The following is a 13829-nucleotide window of genomic DNA, read 5'->3' on the forward strand; positions in this document are numbered from 1 at the left end:
GTAAAGTGCAAAACACCACCGATGATCTGCGTATTCGCGAGATCGCCGAACTGAGTCCACCCGCCCGGATTATCGAGGAATCCCCCCGTACCGAGGCCGTTACCGCAACCGTGGCGAACACCCGCCGCGCGATCCACCGCATTCTCCACGGGACAGACGATCGGCTGATCGTGGTGATCGGTCCATGCTCCATCCACGATCCCATCGCGGCCCGAGACTACGCCGCCCGGCTCAACACGCAGCGCGCACGCTTCGCCAGCGAGTTGGAAATCGTCATGCGCGTGTATTTCGAGAAGCCGCGCACGACGGTTGGCTGGAAAGGTTTGATCAACGATCCGATGCTGGATGGCAGCTTCAGGATCAACGACGGTCTGCGCATCGGACGCCGCCTTCTCTTGGATATCAACACGCTCGGGATGCCGGCCGGATGCGAATTCCTTGATACCATCACACCACAATACACCGCCGACCTCGTAAGCTGGGGTGCGATCGGGGCTCGGACCACGGAAAGCCAGGTGCATCGCGAACTTGCGTCCGGCCTGTCTTGTCCGATCGGCTTCAAGAACGGCACGAACGGCGATGTGCGGATCGCGCTGGATGCGGTCGCGGCGGCGTCCCAACCACATCATTTTCCTGCCGTCACGAAGGACGGCCAGGCGGCCATTGCATCGACGACCGGCAACGAAGATTGCCATATCGTGCTGCGCGGGGGTCAGGCGCCGAACTATGATGCGGGAAATGTCCAAGCAGCGTCAGCCGAGTCTCTACGCCGCGATTTGCAGCCGCGAATCATGATCGATTCAAGCCATGCCAACAGTGGCAAGAACCCGGCGAATCAACCGAAGGTGATTGATGTAATTTCGGAACAGATTGCCGCCGGCGACCGTCGTATTGTGGGGGCAATGATCGAAAGCCATCTCGTTGCCGGACGACAGGATTTGATCCCGGGCCGCACTCTGGTCTACGGCCAAAGCATCACCGACGGTTGCATCGATTTTGAAACGTCCGTCGACGCGCTGGACACACTCGCCCGAGCGGTGCGGGCGCGCCGACGAGCGTAGCGGTGGTTTGGACCGTCCTCAGGCCGACCGCGCAGTCTGAGGACGGTCCGCTCGGTGTGATCAGGCCCAGGGATCGACAATGACCTTGGCATGCTGCTCCGGGTTCGCCAGTGCGGCGAAGGCGTCGCTGACCCCGGCCAAGCTGACGGTGCCGGTGACCAGGGGGACAACATCGATTTTTCCCTCCGCGATGTGGTGCAGGCTTTCGGCGAATTCCTGCCCGGTATAGGCCAGCACGAACTGGACGTTCAGTTGCTTGACGATGCCGAAGAACGGCTCGATCCGGTCGGTCTGCATGCAGACGCCGACCACGACGATGCGGGCCGAGGCCGGCGCACCCTCCATGACCTGTTGGATCACGCCGGGCACGCCGACGCATTCGAAAATCACCGCCGGGCGCAGCTTGGGGCCGAGGCCGAACAACTGGGCGTAGCGGCTGTCGTCGTAGCCCGGCGGTGTCGCGGTCTGCCGCCATGCGTCGTACGGCGACGTCTCCGCCGGGTCGATCACAATATCCGCACCCATTTTCAGCGCCAACGCTCGACGCGCGGGCGAAAAATCGGCGGCGATGATCGGGTGGATATTCTTCAGCACCAGCCCGGCGATGACGGACAGCCCGACCGGGCCGCAGCCGACCACCAGCGGCACATCCTCCGGCGCCAGCCTTGCGTGCTGCACGGCGTGCCAGCCCACCGCGATCGGTTCGGTGAGGGCGGCTCGATCCGCCGGCAGCCCATTCGGCACCACCAGCAGCATCCGGTCGGCCAGCGGCATGTATTGTGCGAAACCGCCGGCGATATCGTTGGAATAGCCGATGCCCTGCACCGTCTCGCCCGCCAGGGTCAGCGGCATCGAGCAGACCAGCGTGCCGGGGGACAGACGCGCCGGCGTGTTCGGTCCGTATTCCACGACTTCGCAACAGAATTCGTGGCCGAACACCACATCACGGTCGGCATCCATCGACCAGCGATTGCCGGCGCGCTTCGCCAGGTCGACGAACTGATGCGTATGTTTGGCCGCATGCAGGTCGGAGCCGCAGATGCCGCTGGCGAGGGTCCGTACCAGCACCTGGCCCTCGGCCGGTTCTGGATCGGGTAGCGTATCGACGACGATCGATCCCTTGCGAAAGACGGCTGCTTTCATGGCGGTTTCCTTCTCCTCCGGTTATCGCAGGGTGATTCGCGACGCCCTGTCTTCCAAGGCATCCAACACCGTGTCCACTGCCAGCCGAGGCAGCCGCAGTGCCAGCCGCGAGCGTTTCGGTGCGATCCGGCGCGGACGTGCCCGGTCACCGCCAAGCTGGTACACCAGGTCGTCCACGGTCGCGAACCCATCAATCAAACCCGACGCCAGCGCCTGCTCGCCCAGCATGTAGCCGCCGTCGAACAGCGACTCCTCCGGGACCTTCAGTCGCGATCCGCGCCGTGTCCGCACCCAGTCCTTGAAGCGGACATGCAGCCGTTCCATCAGGTCCTTGGTGAACGCCACGTCTTCCGGCTTCTCCGGACTAAACGGGTCCAGGCGCGCCTTGTTGGTGCCGGCGGTGTAGATACGGCGTTCGATACCCAGGCGATCGAGAAGATGGGGGAAGCCGAAGCCGCCGCCGATGACGCCGATGGACCCGACAATGCTCATCGGGTTGGCATGGATTTCATCGGCCGCGCAGGCCAGCCAGTAGCCGCCGGACGCCCCGACCTCCCGGATCACCGCATGCACACGGACACCGGCCCGGTCCGCATGGGTCCGGATCATCGTGGCGATCAGGTCGGACTGCACCGGGGATCCGCCGGGGCTTTCGATATCCAGGATCACCGGACGCCGGTGCGTGGAGGCAAACGCTTTTTCGATCAACGGACGCGCGGAGTCGGCATTCAGCATCCCAGCACGAGCCGCGATCATTCCGTGCAGGACGATCACATTCAGGCGAGGCCGGCGCCACGGCAGCAGGCTGGTTTCGCTCATGCCAGACGAGCCCGCAGGTCTGCCAGTCCGCGCAGCGCCGTGCCGTCCGCAGCGAAGTTCACGGGGTCTAGCCATGCCAGCAGCGCGTTGCGGCAGTGCGGCCACTCATCGCCGACGATGCTGTACCAGTCGGTGTCGCGCTGCCTGCCCTTGACCACCGTGTGCATCCGATGCTGGCCCTCGTAAGTGAATCCCAGGCGCTCCGCCGCACGTTTGGACGGCGCGTTCAAAGCGTTGCACTTCCACACCAGCCGCCGATAGCCCAGGTCGTCCGCCGCCAGCTTCAACATCAGAAAAATCGCCTCGGTGGCCGCTCGCGTGCGCTGCATGCGGGGGCCGAACCAGACATTGCCCAATTCGATCGCGGCGTTCCTGGGCTGGATATCCATCAACGCGAGCCAGCCGGACACAATGCCGGTACTCACCGGCCGCACCGCCCAAACCATCGGGTCGTGCGTCACCGCCATGTCCATGACCTGCCGAGCCATGGCGTCCGCCGAAGCGAACGGCCCGGAACCGAGATAGGCCCAGCTGTCGTCGGCGCCCTGGGCCGCTTGCCACAGCTCCGCGGCGTGCCGGCGATGCAGTGGTTCCAAGGTCACATACTGGCCGCGGATCGCGATGCGCGCGGGCAATGGGCGTGGGGTCGTATCGACTTCCGGTCCGACTGGCGGCGACCCAGGGGGCATGGCGGCATCCTTCTTTTCGTGGAATACGGTGGCCCCAGTGGCGGCAGACGACAAGCCGCCATTATCCTGGCCGGTCGCCCGGCCATTACCTTCTCACGGGGAATATAAATGTTTCGTAGAGTTCTTCTCGCCACCGCCGTTTCGGCGATGTTCGTCACGGCGGCCTCCGCCGCCACGGTCCACTATAGCGCTCGGCTGAACGGCCGCAGCGAAGTGCCCAAGACCACCAGCAAGGGCACCGGCACGTTCGATGCCACCTTCGACACGCAGACGAAAGCATTCAACTATACCCTGACCTTCGACGGCCTGACCGGCCCCGCCACCGCCGCCCACATCCATGGGCCGGCGACGCGCAAGGAAAGCGCCGGCGTGGTGGCGCCGCTGGGCGACAAGAACCCGACCAGCCCGGTTTCCGGGTCCGTCACGCTGACCGACGACCAGGCGAAAGCTCTGGCGTCATCGAAGCTGTATGTGAATGTCCATACGGCCGCCAACCCGAGCGGCGAGATCCGCGGCCAGATCGTCGGCTCGCATGCCCGCAAGGCTCGGGCGAAGGCGAAGGCAGCCGCCGCCGCATCGTCGACCACCGCCGCTCCGGCCGCCGCTCCGGCCTCCACCGCGCCAGCCGCACCAGCCGCCGCCGCTCCGGCGGCGAAGTAGGCTTACGACCCCGGCCGCCCCGGTCCTTGGGATCGGGGCGGTCGTTTTCGGCCGCCGGCACTACCGCGGCACGCTCCGTTGCCGTTATCATACGATCATGACGTCCACCAACCGGACGCATCCAGGAGGATACGCATGATCCGTCGCCGGCACCTGTTCCAGGCATCCGCCGCGTTGCTCGCCGCCCCCGCCATCGTGGAGCGGGCCAATGCCCAGTCCGCCTTCGACTGGAAGCAGTGCAAGGGCCAAAGCATCGAGGTGAACTTCCAGTTGTCGCCGCGCGGTGACCTGGCCAAACGCAATATCCCGAAATTCGAGGAACTCACGGGGATCAAGGTCGGCTTCGAACAGATCCCCGAACAGCAGCAGCGCCCCAAAGTGGCGATGGAGATGGCCACCGGCCATCCCAGCTTCGACGTGGTGAACGTCGGCATGCATGTACAGAAGCGCCTGGTGGAGCGGGCGAAGTGGATGGAGGACCTGCGTCCCTACATCGCCGATGCCAGCCTGACCAATCCCGATTTCGACATGGGCGATTACAGCAAGCCGTCGATGGCGGTGGCGACCGGGTCCGACGGTAAGATCAACGTGCTGCCGAACAACCAGGACCTGTTCATCCTGTTCTACAACAAGGAATTGCTGGCGGCGAAGGGCTTCAAGGAGCCGCCGAAGACCTACGACGAACTGATGTCGATGGCGCACGCGCTGACCGAACCGTCGAAGCAGGTCTATGGCTTCGTCGGGCGCGGCGTGAAGAACGCCAACGTCGTGCTGTACGACAACATCCTGCTGGGCTGGGACCAGGAAACCGTGACGCCGGACGGCAAGAAGCTGCTGACCGACACGCCGGCGGCGATCGAGGCGGCGAAATGGTACCAGAAGATCATGAAGGAATGCGGCCCGCCGGGAAATATCGGTTTCAACTGGAACGAGTGCCAGACGACCTTCATGCAGGGCCGAGCGGCGATCTGGTGGGACGGGATCGGGTTCTCGGCGCCGCTGCTGGACAAGACGAAATCCAAGGTGGTGGACAAGGTCGGCTTCGCCCCCATCCCCGCCGGCCCGAAAACCGAGAACTGCGCCACCTTCATCGAGGGTATCGGCATCCCGGTGACCGCCCCCGCCAAGAACAAGAAAGCGGCCTGGCTGTTCCTGCAATGGCTTGCCGGCAAAGAACAACAGGCGGAACTCCTACGCACCGGGTCGGGCACGCCCGCTCGGCTTTCCGCCTACGGCCGTGACGACATTGTCGCGAGCAGCAGTTTTCCGAAGGAATGGTTCGAAACCACGAAAACCAGCCTGAAGATGGCGCGTTCCGGACTGCCGGTCATCGTTCCGGTTACCGAATTCCGCGACACGATCGGCGTGGCCCTGACCAACATCGTGGGCGGGGCTGATCCGGCGACCGAGATGAAGCGGGCCACGGACGCGTTCCAGCCGGTGCTGGATAAGTCCAACGAGACCTGAACGGCCGCCGCGCGTTCAGGGTTTCATTGCGAGGCCAGCCTCGATTCGAAGCGGGGGGGGCGCAGTCGGCAGGGCTGGCGGCGCATCCGGCGTCACCCGCACCTGCCCCGGCCCGACAACCTGGGCGAACAGGTATGCGTGGGAGGTTATGTTCTGCACGCGAATTCTTTCGCCCTCGGCGCCGGTGTCGAGGGCGATGGCCTGGCCCGTGACGGTCAGTCCGGCTGATGACAGTTCAACCTGGACCGTCGACCCGCGTTGCACCAACGGGGGCCGCGTCAGATCGGTCAGCAGCAGCGGTTGCCCCGCGGCCACGGGCCGGCGCAGCTGCATCCCAACGATCTGATCGACTGATCGGGCGATCTCGTTTTGCAGCGAAGCGGCCCGCACACGGGCGATGCGCACATCATCCGCCCGTAGCACAGTCTGCGGCAGCAACCGCGTCAACGCGACGGGTGCCTCCACCATCTGTTGGACCAAGCCGCTGATCGGGCTGTCGATAGGGTTCATTCCCTGCCCGGTGACCGTTAGCACCGCGGCGAACCGTCCCGTGCCGCTGTCATAGTCAAGCTGGGAAACGGTCGAAACGGCCGCGACATCCAGCGGGACGATCGGTGGCGAGAATCCGGCCAGGTCGACGTCCACATCGCCGGTGGGGTTCCCCGTCGAGATAGCCGCGCGAACGGCGTCGATCACATCCTCTTTCCGCAGCGGCCGGCCTGGCCATTCCAGCACCGAACGGTCGGCACGCGAGGCCGATCGCCAGGCGACATCATACTGCCGGGCGATGGCGTTCAGTTGTGCGGCCCCGACGATGATCCGCCCACCCGGATTGGGGCCAGGACCGAGCGCGCGATCGGCATTGACGCCGGCATCGTCGAATAAGTCCTTCAAATAGACGGTAGGACCATGCAAGGTCGTCAGGGTCCGCAAGGCCGCCGCTTGCACCTGCGCGCTGATCAGGATGGCAAGCAGAAAAGCCAGGACACGCATCGGGCTACCGCAGGTTGGTCAGCGTGGACATCATCTCGTCGCTGGACGTGATCACCTTGCTGTTCATTTCGTAGGCGCGCTGGGCGGTGATCAGGTTGGTGATCTCGGTGACCACGTTGACGTTGGACGTCTCGATGAACCCCTGTTCCACCGAACCATATCCAGCGGTCCCGGGATTGGCACTGACCGGCGCGCCGGACGCCGCGGTCTGCACCAGCAGGTTGCCGCCCTGCGCATCCAGCCCGGCCGCGTTCGGAAAGGTCGCAAGCTGAAGCTGGCCGATGGTCTGCGGTGCCGTCTGGTTTGCCAGCGTCACCTGCACCTGGCCGGAGGTATTGATCGTGACCCCTGTCGCAGCGGTGGGAATCTGCAATCCCGGCTGAACTGTATAGCCATCGGCGGTGACGATCGTCCCGTCGGGCGACAGGGCGAACGTCCCGTCCCGTGTATAGGCGGTCCCCCCATCCGGTGTCGTAATCTGGAAATAACCATTCCCCTGGATCGCCAGGTCCAGCGGGTTCGACGTCTGCTGCAGGTTGCCCTGCTCATTGATCGGGTAGATCGCCGCGGTCTTCACGCCGAGGCCCACCTGCGCGCCCGACGGCACCACCGTGCCCTGGTCGGAACTGTTGGACCCGACACGTCGCAGGTTCTGGTAGATCAGGTCCTGGAACTCGGCCCGCCGGCGCTTGTAGCCGGTCGTGGTCATGTTCGCCATGTTGTTGGAAATGACTTCGACGTTGGTCTGCTGGGCCTGCATTCCGGTGCCGGCGATATCAAGCGCGCGCATCTGATGGTCTCCTGTGGCGTTTTGTCACTGTCTCCGGCGGCCGTTCCGTTACGAACCCGACCCGGTGGGCAGCAGCTTGTCGATGGTCTGCTGCTGCCGGTCTCCCTCGGCCTGCACAAGCTGGGTGACGAACTGGAACTGGCGGACGTCGTCCATCATCCGCGTCACCTCCAGCACCGGCTGCACGTTGGACCCCTCGATGGCGCCCTGGACGATCCCCGGCGCGGTCACCGGCGTGGTGGGCGTGTCCGACACGAAATTGGTCGCGCCCTCGGCTTGCAGTTTCATCGCATCGGTAGGCCGGACGATGCCGATCTTGCCGACCTCGCCGTTTTCCGAGGTGATGGTTCCATCGCCCGCGACACTGATCTGGGTATCCGTGGGGGCAATCACGATCGGCTTGCCGGTGGTATCCAGCACGGCGTTGCCGCTGCCGTCCGCCAGCGTGCCATCGGGCATCGGGGTGAACCGGCCGTCCCGCGTCAGCCGGGGGCCATTCCTGGTATTGACCGTGAAATACCCATCGCCGGTCAACGCGAGGTCGAACGGATTAGCGGTATGGGTCAAGGTTCCCGGCTGGGACTCGCGGTACGTCGCCCGGTCCTGGGTATAGGTGATGGCATGTCCGCCAGGGGGCGAGGCCGTGTTGGGCTGCTGGTCGATCCAGTCGCTGAACTGGACACGTTCCGTGCGGTAGCCCGGCGTGTTCGAGTTGGCGATATTGTTCGCGGTAATATCCATTGCCCGCTGCTGCGCGACCAGACGGGATGCGGCGAGTGACGTCGTAATGTCCATAAGGCGTCGTCCGATAAGTCCGGGCTACCAGCAGCAAGCGCCGTGCCATGCCGGACGACCACGGCGGTCCGCATCCAAGTATCTGAAAATAAACCAAAATGGCCAATATCTGTATTCGCCCTCTACCCGGCAGAACCTGCCGGTCGGCATCGGCTGCCGCACCGCCCCGTCAACCTTTCGTTAACCGTTGTCTGTCACCCTGCGGGACATGAGCTCCTCTCCATTCGCATCCACGCCCGATGAGACAGCCGAAACACCGGCCAAGACGTTCAGCAGGCGCAAGCTGATCCTGCTTGCGGCGCCGGTGGTTCTGCTGCTGGCTGGCGGTGGGCTTTGGTTCAGCGGAATCCTGCCGCATGCACTGGGTATGGACAAGCATGACGCCCGCATGGAGGCAGCCGCCAAGCTCGTTCCGCCCAGCTACGTCGATGTGCCCGAAATGGTGGCGAACCTGAACGGCAACTTGCATAAGCCCAACTACATAAAGCTGACCGCACGCATCGAAGTGCCGAATCCCGCGGACGTGGACAAGGTGAAAGCCGCCATGCCCCGCGTGGTGGACCTGATGCAGACCTACCTGCGCGAAATGCGGCCCGAGGAACTGCGCGGTTCCGCCGGAACATACCGCCTGCGGGAGGAATTGCTGGTGCGCGCGGCAGCCGCGGCCGCTCCGGCGAAAGTCAGCGACGTGCTGTTCACCCAGATGCTGGTCCAATGAGCGGCAGCGACGAGCAGTCGGACGAAGACCTCGCGGCCGCCTGGGGCGCGGAAACCGACGCCGATCAGGCCGTGGACGGCGTCCAGGCGGCGCGGGTCCTCAACCAGGCGGAGATCGACAACCTGTTGGGCTTTGACGAAGGGCCATCCTCCGGCGAAGCCCGCACGGGCATGCAGAAGATCATCAGCTCCGGCCTCGTGTCATACGAGCGTCTGCCGATGCTGGAGATCGTGTTCGATCGCCTGGTCCGCATCATGTCCACCAGCCTGCGCAACTTCACCTCGGACAACGTCGAAGTCGGCATCGACAACATCCTGTCGTTGCGGTTCGGCGACTACCTGAATTCCATCCCGCTGCCGGCGATGCTGGCGGTCTTCAAGGCCGAGGAATGGGACAACCAGGGCCTGATGGTGATCGATTCCGCGATGATCTACTCGATCGTCGATGTGCTGCTGGGCGGGCGGCGCGGCACCGCGGCGATGCGCATCGAGGGCCGACCCTACACCACCATCGAACGCACCTTGGTCGAGCGCCTGATCCAGGTGGTGCTTGCCGATCTGTCCACCAGCTTCGATCCGCTGTGCCCGGTGACGTTCCGGTTCGAGCGGCTGGAGGTCAATCCGCGCTTCGCCACCATCAGCCGGTTGTCGAACGCCGCCATCCTCGCCCGCCTGCGTATCGACATGGAGGATCGCGGCGGACGCGTCGAACTGCTGCTGCCCTACGCCACGCTGGAGCCGGTACGTGAGTTGCTTTTGCAACAATTCATGGGCGAAAAATTCGGCCGGGATTCGATCTGGGAAACCCATCTGGCCGAACAGCTCTGGCACACGGACGTGGAGCTGTCGGTGGTGCTCGACGAGCAGGTCATGCGATTGTCGGACGTCATTTCCCTAAAGCCCGGTCAGCAACTTTTGCTCAACACCGCGCCGGGCGGGGCGGTTTCGGTGCGCTGCGGTCCGGTGGCGTTGTTCGAAGGCCGGATGGGTCAGAAGAACAACAACGTTGCCGTCAAAATCGAACGTGAACTCGCGCGGACGCCGGCATCCGATCGTTTTTAGTATTCGCTAAATCATTTGTTAACATTTGGTCGGTACGGTGGTCGGCATGGAATGGGCCCTCGAAATCGTCCTCGTCGTGTTGCTCGCCGCAACCCTGTTTCAGGCGATCAGGCTGGAGCGCGCGTTGGGTGTCCTGAAGCGTGATCGGTCCTCCCTTGAGTCGCTGGTGGTGGGCTTCAATGCCAGCACCCATCACGCGGAAAACGGCATCCAACGCCTGCGTGCCGCCGCCGATGGCGCTGGCCGCCAGATCGAAAACCAACTGACGAAATCCGTCGCGCTCAAGGACGACCTGGCGTTTCTGACCGAACGCGGCGAACGGCTCGCCGACCGGCTCGACACCCTGGTGCGGACGGCTCGGCCACTGGCCCGGGATCGGTCGCCCGACGTCCCGCCAAGCAATGCGCAAAAAGGCCCCAGCCAGGTGGAGAAAAACCTGCTGCACGCGTTACGGTTGGCGCGTTGATGATGAAGATTCCCGCGCCACGACTGCTGCCGGCCACGATGGCCACCATGGCGGCATTACTGGTGTTGAAATGCGGTGTGCTTATGCAGGCCGTTGTGACCCATGACCCCACATCCGATGGCGCGATGGTCGCCGCCGCGAATGCCGCGAGCTCCGATCAAACCAGGGAACCGGTCAAACCCACCGCACCGCAGAAGCCGGTCGTCCCGACTGCACCATCGCCGGTACCGGATAACCCGTCACCGGTCAGCGACAGTGAGCGGGCCCTGCTGCAGGACCTTCGGCAGCGCCGGCAGGAGCTGGACGCAAGAGCGGCGGCACTCAAAACCCGGGAATCCATGCTGGTCGCGGCGGAACAAAAACTCTCCGCCCGACTGACCCAACTGGAGGCCTTGCAGAAGAAACTCGAAGGCCTGGATGCCGCACAGCAGGCAAAGGAGGAAGCCGGTTGGCAAGGCCTCGTCAAGCTGTACGAAGTCATGAAGCCCAAGGATGCCGCGACGATCTTCAACGACCTGTCGATGCCCGTGCTGCTGCAACTGATGGACCGGATGAAGGACGCGAAGGCCGCGTTGGTCATGGCGGCGATGAACACCGACAAGGCACGCGACGTGACAGCGCAACTCGCGCGGATGCGAACCGGCCGCGATGCCTCAGGGGCGCCGGTCGCGCGATTAAACGGCAATCCCGCCGGCGGCGGCTGATTTCAAACGCAGAGGAGAGTATAAAATGGCGATCGACAAGTCCATGAACGTTCTGATCGTGGACGATTACAAAACAATGTTGCGGATCATCCGCAACCTGCTCAAGCAGATCGAGTTCAATAACGTCGAGGAAGCCTCCGACGGCGCCGATGCGCTGTCCAAACTACGGGGCGGCAATTTCGGCCTGGTGATCAGCGACTGGAACATGGCACCGATGACCGGCCTGCAGCTTCTCCAGGAAGTGCGCGCCGACAATCGCCTGAAAAGCACGCCGTTCATCATGATCACCGCCGAGAGCAAAACGGAAAATGTGATCGCAGCCAAGGCGGCCGGCGTCTCCAACTACATCGTCAAGCCGTTCAATGCAGAAACGCTCAAGGACAAAATCGAAAAAGTGCTTGGTCATGCTTGATTCCCCGAATGACCCGCACCCGATCGGCATCGATGCCCTGAAACAGAAACTCGCGGCGATCCGGAATCAGCAGCCCCAGATCGAGCCGGGAATGATCACGGAGGTAGTGCGTGCCGTGCTGACAACCATAAGCGATGACCTGACGGCGAAGGAATCCTCTCTTCTGCGCGAAGTCGAGGAACTGGGACAGATGATCGCCAACACCAAATCGGAAATCGCCGCGCTGCGCGTGGACGATATCACCGACCACGACATCCCGTTCGCCACGGATGAACTGGACGCGATCGTCGAGCACACCGCGCACGCGACCGACGCGATCCTGGAAAGTTGCGAGATGCTGGATGAGGTTTCGGCGACCGTCAGCGGCGATGCGGCCGCGAAACTGCAGGCCGCGACGACGAAGATCTATGAAGCCTGCAGCTTTCAGGACATCACCGGGCAGCGCATCACCAAGGTCGTCAACACACTGAAGACAATCGAAGGAAAGGTCGCACACATTGTCAGCACGTTCGGCGCGACAGCGGCGGGCGCGAGGGACGCCGCGGACCACGTCGCCACCGACGCGGATCTGCTGAACGGTCCGCAGCTTCCGGCACACGCCATGGATCAATCGGATATCGACAAGCTGCTGGCCGATTTCTGATGATCCGCCCGGCGATCCTGTTCGCGCTCGCCGCCGGCACGATCCTGGTCATGCTGGCTGGCCCGGGCCGAGCCGCCGCTCCGGATCCGCCGGCCTCCCGCCTCACCGTCCGGTCCGGCAACCACGCGGGCTTCGGACGAGTCGTGATCGATACGAATGGCAAGACCGTCTATCACCTGACGCAAGACGGCGACCATGTGCGATTACTTTTCGATGGCGATGTCGCGCTGGGAAATCCACCCTCGCCGCCACGCAACGTCATCGCAATCACGACCGACGGTCCGACCGCCGATCTGACCCTGGCCCACGGCACCAGGCTGCATCCCATGCGCATCGGTGGCCGCGTCGTCCTCGACGTCCTCGATGCGCCGGACAATGCCGCATCGCCGGCGAAAACCCGTTCGGCGGAAACCCCGCCCGCACCGCGGCCCCATCCACCCCCGGCCGTAGCGCCGTCGCCCGAACCGGACAGCCGATCCGTCGCCGCCCCGCCGGCACCCGCGACGGCCCACAATGTTCCGGCGGCGGTGCCGCCAGCCAATCCAGGCGGAGAACCGGCGTCTCACGCCTCCACGCCGGCGGCACGTGTTCCCGTGGAAGCGAAACCACTGCCTGCCCCCACCCAATCCCCACCCGACCCGGGTGTGGTCATCGAGACCCGGCAGACACCACCCGGACGCGATGTCATGCCGGAGAACGAGGGCCCCGTCAGCCTGCTGGCCCGCCGCATCAAACTGCCGAAGGAAATGGATGGAGCGGCTTTCCTGGTGCCGTTCGATAGCACGACAGCCGCGGCATCGTTCCGGAGTGGCGACAACGCCTACGTCGTCTTCGACGAACAGCGGCCGGTGGACATGAGCGCGCTGCGAAACGATCCGATCTTCCATGCGGCGTCGGTGCAACTTCTGCCGCACGGCACGTTGCTTCGTATTCCGCTTCCGCCCGCGAAGTCGGTGGCATTGACGCAGATGCCCCAAGGCTGGCGCATCGCGGCGCTGACGACCGAACCGAAACAACAACCAATCGCGGTGTCCCCCACAGACGGGCGTCTGAACCTGGCGGCGGAGCAAGCCAGCGATGTTATCAGCCTCGCGGATCCGGACACGGGCGCCACATTGTTGGTCGGAACCCAGCACCGCTCCGGTCAGGGGGTAGCTACCCGCCGGCGCGGCACGGAATTCATTCTGCGTCCAACGACACAAGGGGTCGTTGTCGAACCGCTCGCCGATTCGATCGTGCTGAGACAGGCTCCGACAGGGTTTACCTTGGTAGGCGGTCCCGCCGGCCTCGCGCTGTCGCCCCCAACGAGCATGACGGACGTGTTGATAAGCGCGGCGCATCTGACCAGGCGGTTCGATTTCCCGACCATGCCGTCCGATGCGTTGTTGCGGCTCGCGGGCAAACAGAA

Annotated in this window: 15 protein-coding genes and 1 pseudogene; 10 read left to right on the top strand and 6 right to left on the bottom strand. The window is 64.1% G+C overall.

What is annotated here, in order from left to right; translation table 11 throughout:
• Positions 1–5 precede the first annotated feature (5 nt).
• Positions 6–1061, top strand: coding sequence for a 3-deoxy-7-phosphoheptulonate synthase (locus GSQ89_RS23430; RefSeq protein WP_158929952.1), 1056 nt, complete (start codon positions 6–8; stop codon positions 1059–1061).
• A gap of 60 nt (positions 1062–1121) precedes the next feature.
• Here GSQ89_RS23430 and GSQ89_RS23435 read toward each other — a convergent pair whose 3' ends face one another.
• Genes GSQ89_RS23435 through GSQ89_RS23445 form a run of 3 tightly spaced genes read right to left on the bottom strand, consistent with a single transcriptional unit; the run spans position 1122 to position 3712 of the window.
• Entirely contained in the window at positions 1122–2204 is a 1083-nt protein-coding gene (locus GSQ89_RS23435) for a zinc-binding dehydrogenase (RefSeq protein ID WP_158929772.1), read from the bottom strand.
• Between the two features lie 21 nt (positions 2205–2225).
• Positions 2226–3023 (bottom strand): S49 family peptidase, encoded by a 798-nt coding sequence (locus tag GSQ89_RS23440; protein ID WP_158929774.1) that lies wholly within the window; start codon positions 3021–3023, stop codon positions 2226–2228.
• On the bottom strand, positions 3020–3712 hold the full coding sequence (locus GSQ89_RS23445; protein WP_158929776.1) for a GNAT family N-acetyltransferase: 693 nt from the start codon (positions 3710–3712) through the stop codon (positions 3020–3022). Before GSQ89_RS23445 ends, GSQ89_RS23440 begins: the two co-directional genes overlap by 4 nt.
• A gap of 108 nt (positions 3713–3820) precedes the next feature.
• On the opposite strand from GSQ89_RS23445, the gene GSQ89_RS23450 reads away from it, so the two are divergent.
• Positions 3821–4372: a CHRD domain-containing protein gene (locus GSQ89_RS23450; protein ID WP_216856347.1), complete on the top strand. Its 552-nt coding sequence runs from the start codon at positions 3821–3823 to the stop codon at positions 4370–4372.
• A 135-nt stretch (positions 4373–4507) separates the two neighbouring features.
• Positions 4508–5839 carry a sugar ABC transporter substrate-binding protein gene (locus GSQ89_RS23455; protein WP_158929778.1) on the top strand — a complete coding sequence of 444 codons (1332 nt, stop codon included), beginning with the start codon at positions 4508–4510 and terminating at the stop codon, positions 5837–5839.
• Positions 5840–5854: 15 nt separating this feature from the next.
• On the opposite strand, the gene flgA is transcribed toward GSQ89_RS23455, so the two are convergent.
• From flgA to GSQ89_RS23470, 3 genes are read right to left on the bottom strand one after another with little or no spacing between them, the layout of a single operon-like run.
• On the bottom strand, positions 5855–6832 hold the full coding sequence (flgA, locus tag GSQ89_RS23460; protein ID WP_158929780.1) for a flagellar basal body P-ring formation chaperone FlgA: 978 nt from the start codon (positions 6830–6832) through the stop codon (positions 5855–5857).
• 4 nt (positions 6833–6836) lie between these two features.
• A complete protein-coding gene (flgG, locus tag GSQ89_RS23465; RefSeq protein WP_158929782.1) occupies positions 6837–7622 on the bottom strand; it encodes a flagellar basal-body rod protein FlgG in 786 nt (261 codons plus the stop codon).
• 48 nt (positions 7623–7670) lie between these two features.
• Positions 7671–8417, bottom strand: a complete 747-nt coding sequence (locus tag GSQ89_RS23470; RefSeq protein ID WP_158929784.1) for a flagellar hook-basal body complex protein — start codon at positions 8415–8417, stop codon at positions 7671–7673.
• A 208-nt stretch (positions 8418–8625) separates the two neighbouring features.
• Here GSQ89_RS23470 and GSQ89_RS23475 point away from each other — a divergent pair, with 208 nt between their 5' ends.
• The 7 genes and pseudogenes from GSQ89_RS23475 to GSQ89_RS23505 all read left to right on the top strand — a co-directional run.
• A complete protein-coding gene (locus GSQ89_RS23475) occupies positions 8626–9135 on the top strand; it encodes a flagellar basal body-associated FliL family protein (protein WP_158929786.1) in 510 nt (169 codons plus the stop codon).
• Positions 9132–10196 (top strand): flagellar motor switch protein FliM, encoded by a 1065-nt coding sequence (fliM, locus tag GSQ89_RS23480; protein ID WP_158929788.1) that lies wholly within the window; start codon positions 9132–9134, stop codon positions 10194–10196. The genes GSQ89_RS23475 and fliM overlap by 4 nt, the downstream gene beginning before the upstream one ends.
• 46 nt (positions 10197–10242) lie before the next feature.
• A complete protein-coding gene (locus GSQ89_RS23485) occupies positions 10243–10662 on the top strand; it encodes a DUF6468 domain-containing protein (RefSeq protein WP_158929790.1) in 420 nt (139 codons plus the stop codon).
• A gap of 125 nt (positions 10663–10787) precedes the next feature.
• Entirely contained in the window at positions 10788–11366 is a 579-nt protein-coding gene (locus GSQ89_RS23490) for a MotE family protein (RefSeq protein WP_158929792.1), read from the top strand.
• A gap of 25 nt (positions 11367–11391) precedes the next feature.
• Entirely contained in the window at positions 11392–11778 is a 387-nt protein-coding gene (locus GSQ89_RS23495; protein WP_158929794.1) for a chemotaxis response regulator CheY, read from the top strand.
• Positions 11771–12421 carry a protein phosphatase CheZ gene (locus GSQ89_RS23500; RefSeq protein WP_158929796.1) on the top strand — a complete coding sequence of 217 codons (651 nt, stop codon included), beginning with the start codon at positions 11771–11773 and terminating at the stop codon, positions 12419–12421. Before GSQ89_RS23495 ends, GSQ89_RS23500 begins: the two co-directional genes overlap by 8 nt.
• A pseudogene (locus GSQ89_RS23505) lies at positions 12421–13829 on the top strand (hypothetical protein); the annotation flags it as partial. The gene GSQ89_RS23500 and the pseudogene GSQ89_RS23505, both read left to right, overlap by 1 nt.

The organism is Acidisphaera sp. S103 (genome assembly GCF_009765975.1).
In the GTDB taxonomy this organism is placed as follows: Bacteria; Pseudomonadota; Alphaproteobacteria; order Acetobacterales; family Acetobacteraceae; genus Rhodopila.

What these genes read in the sequence shown, in the direction of transcription:
- flgG (WP_158929782.1), bottom strand. Translation starts at nt 7,622, where the DNA reads ATGCGCGCGCTTGATATCGCCGGCACCGGAATGCAGGCCCAGCAGACC.
- GSQ89_RS23440 (WP_158929774.1), bottom strand. Translation starts at nt 3,023, where the DNA reads ATGAGCGAAACCAGCCTGCTGCCGTGGCGCCGGCCTCGCCTGAATGTG.
- GSQ89_RS23470 (WP_158929784.1), bottom strand. Translation starts at nt 8,417, where the DNA reads ATGGACATTACGACGTCACTCGCCGCATCCCGTCTGGTCGCGCAGCAG.
- GSQ89_RS23475 (WP_158929786.1), top strand. Translation starts at nt 8,626, where the DNA reads ATGAGCTCCTCTCCATTCGCATCCACGCCCGATGAGACAGCCGAAACA.
- GSQ89_RS23500 (WP_158929796.1), top strand. Translation starts at nt 11,771, where the DNA reads ATGCTTGATTCCCCGAATGACCCGCACCCGATCGGCATCGATGCCCTG.
- fliM (WP_158929788.1), top strand. Translation starts at nt 9,132, where the DNA reads ATGAGCGGCAGCGACGAGCAGTCGGACGAAGACCTCGCGGCCGCCTGG.
- GSQ89_RS23490 (WP_158929792.1), top strand. Translation starts at nt 10,788, where the DNA reads ATGGTCGCCGCCGCGAATGCCGCGAGCTCCGATCAAACCAGGGAACCG.
- GSQ89_RS23435 (WP_158929772.1), bottom strand. Translation starts at nt 2,204, where the DNA reads ATGAAAGCAGCCGTCTTTCGCAAGGGATCGATCGTCGTCGATACGCTA.
- GSQ89_RS23450 (WP_216856347.1), top strand. Translation starts at nt 3,821, where the DNA reads ATGTTTCGTAGAGTTCTTCTCGCCACCGCCGTTTCGGCGATGTTCGTC.
- GSQ89_RS23485 (WP_158929790.1), top strand. Translation starts at nt 10,243, where the DNA reads ATGGAATGGGCCCTCGAAATCGTCCTCGTCGTGTTGCTCGCCGCAACC.
- GSQ89_RS23455 (WP_158929778.1), top strand. Translation starts at nt 4,508, where the DNA reads ATGATCCGTCGCCGGCACCTGTTCCAGGCATCCGCCGCGTTGCTCGCC.
- flgA (WP_158929780.1), bottom strand. Translation starts at nt 6,832, where the DNA reads ATGCGTGTCCTGGCTTTTCTGCTTGCCATCCTGATCAGCGCGCAGGTG.
- GSQ89_RS23495 (WP_158929794.1), top strand. Translation starts at nt 11,392, where the DNA reads ATGGCGATCGACAAGTCCATGAACGTTCTGATCGTGGACGATTACAAA.
- GSQ89_RS23445 (WP_158929776.1), bottom strand. Translation starts at nt 3,712, where the DNA reads ATGCCCCCTGGGTCGCCGCCAGTCGGACCGGAAGTCGATACGACCCCA.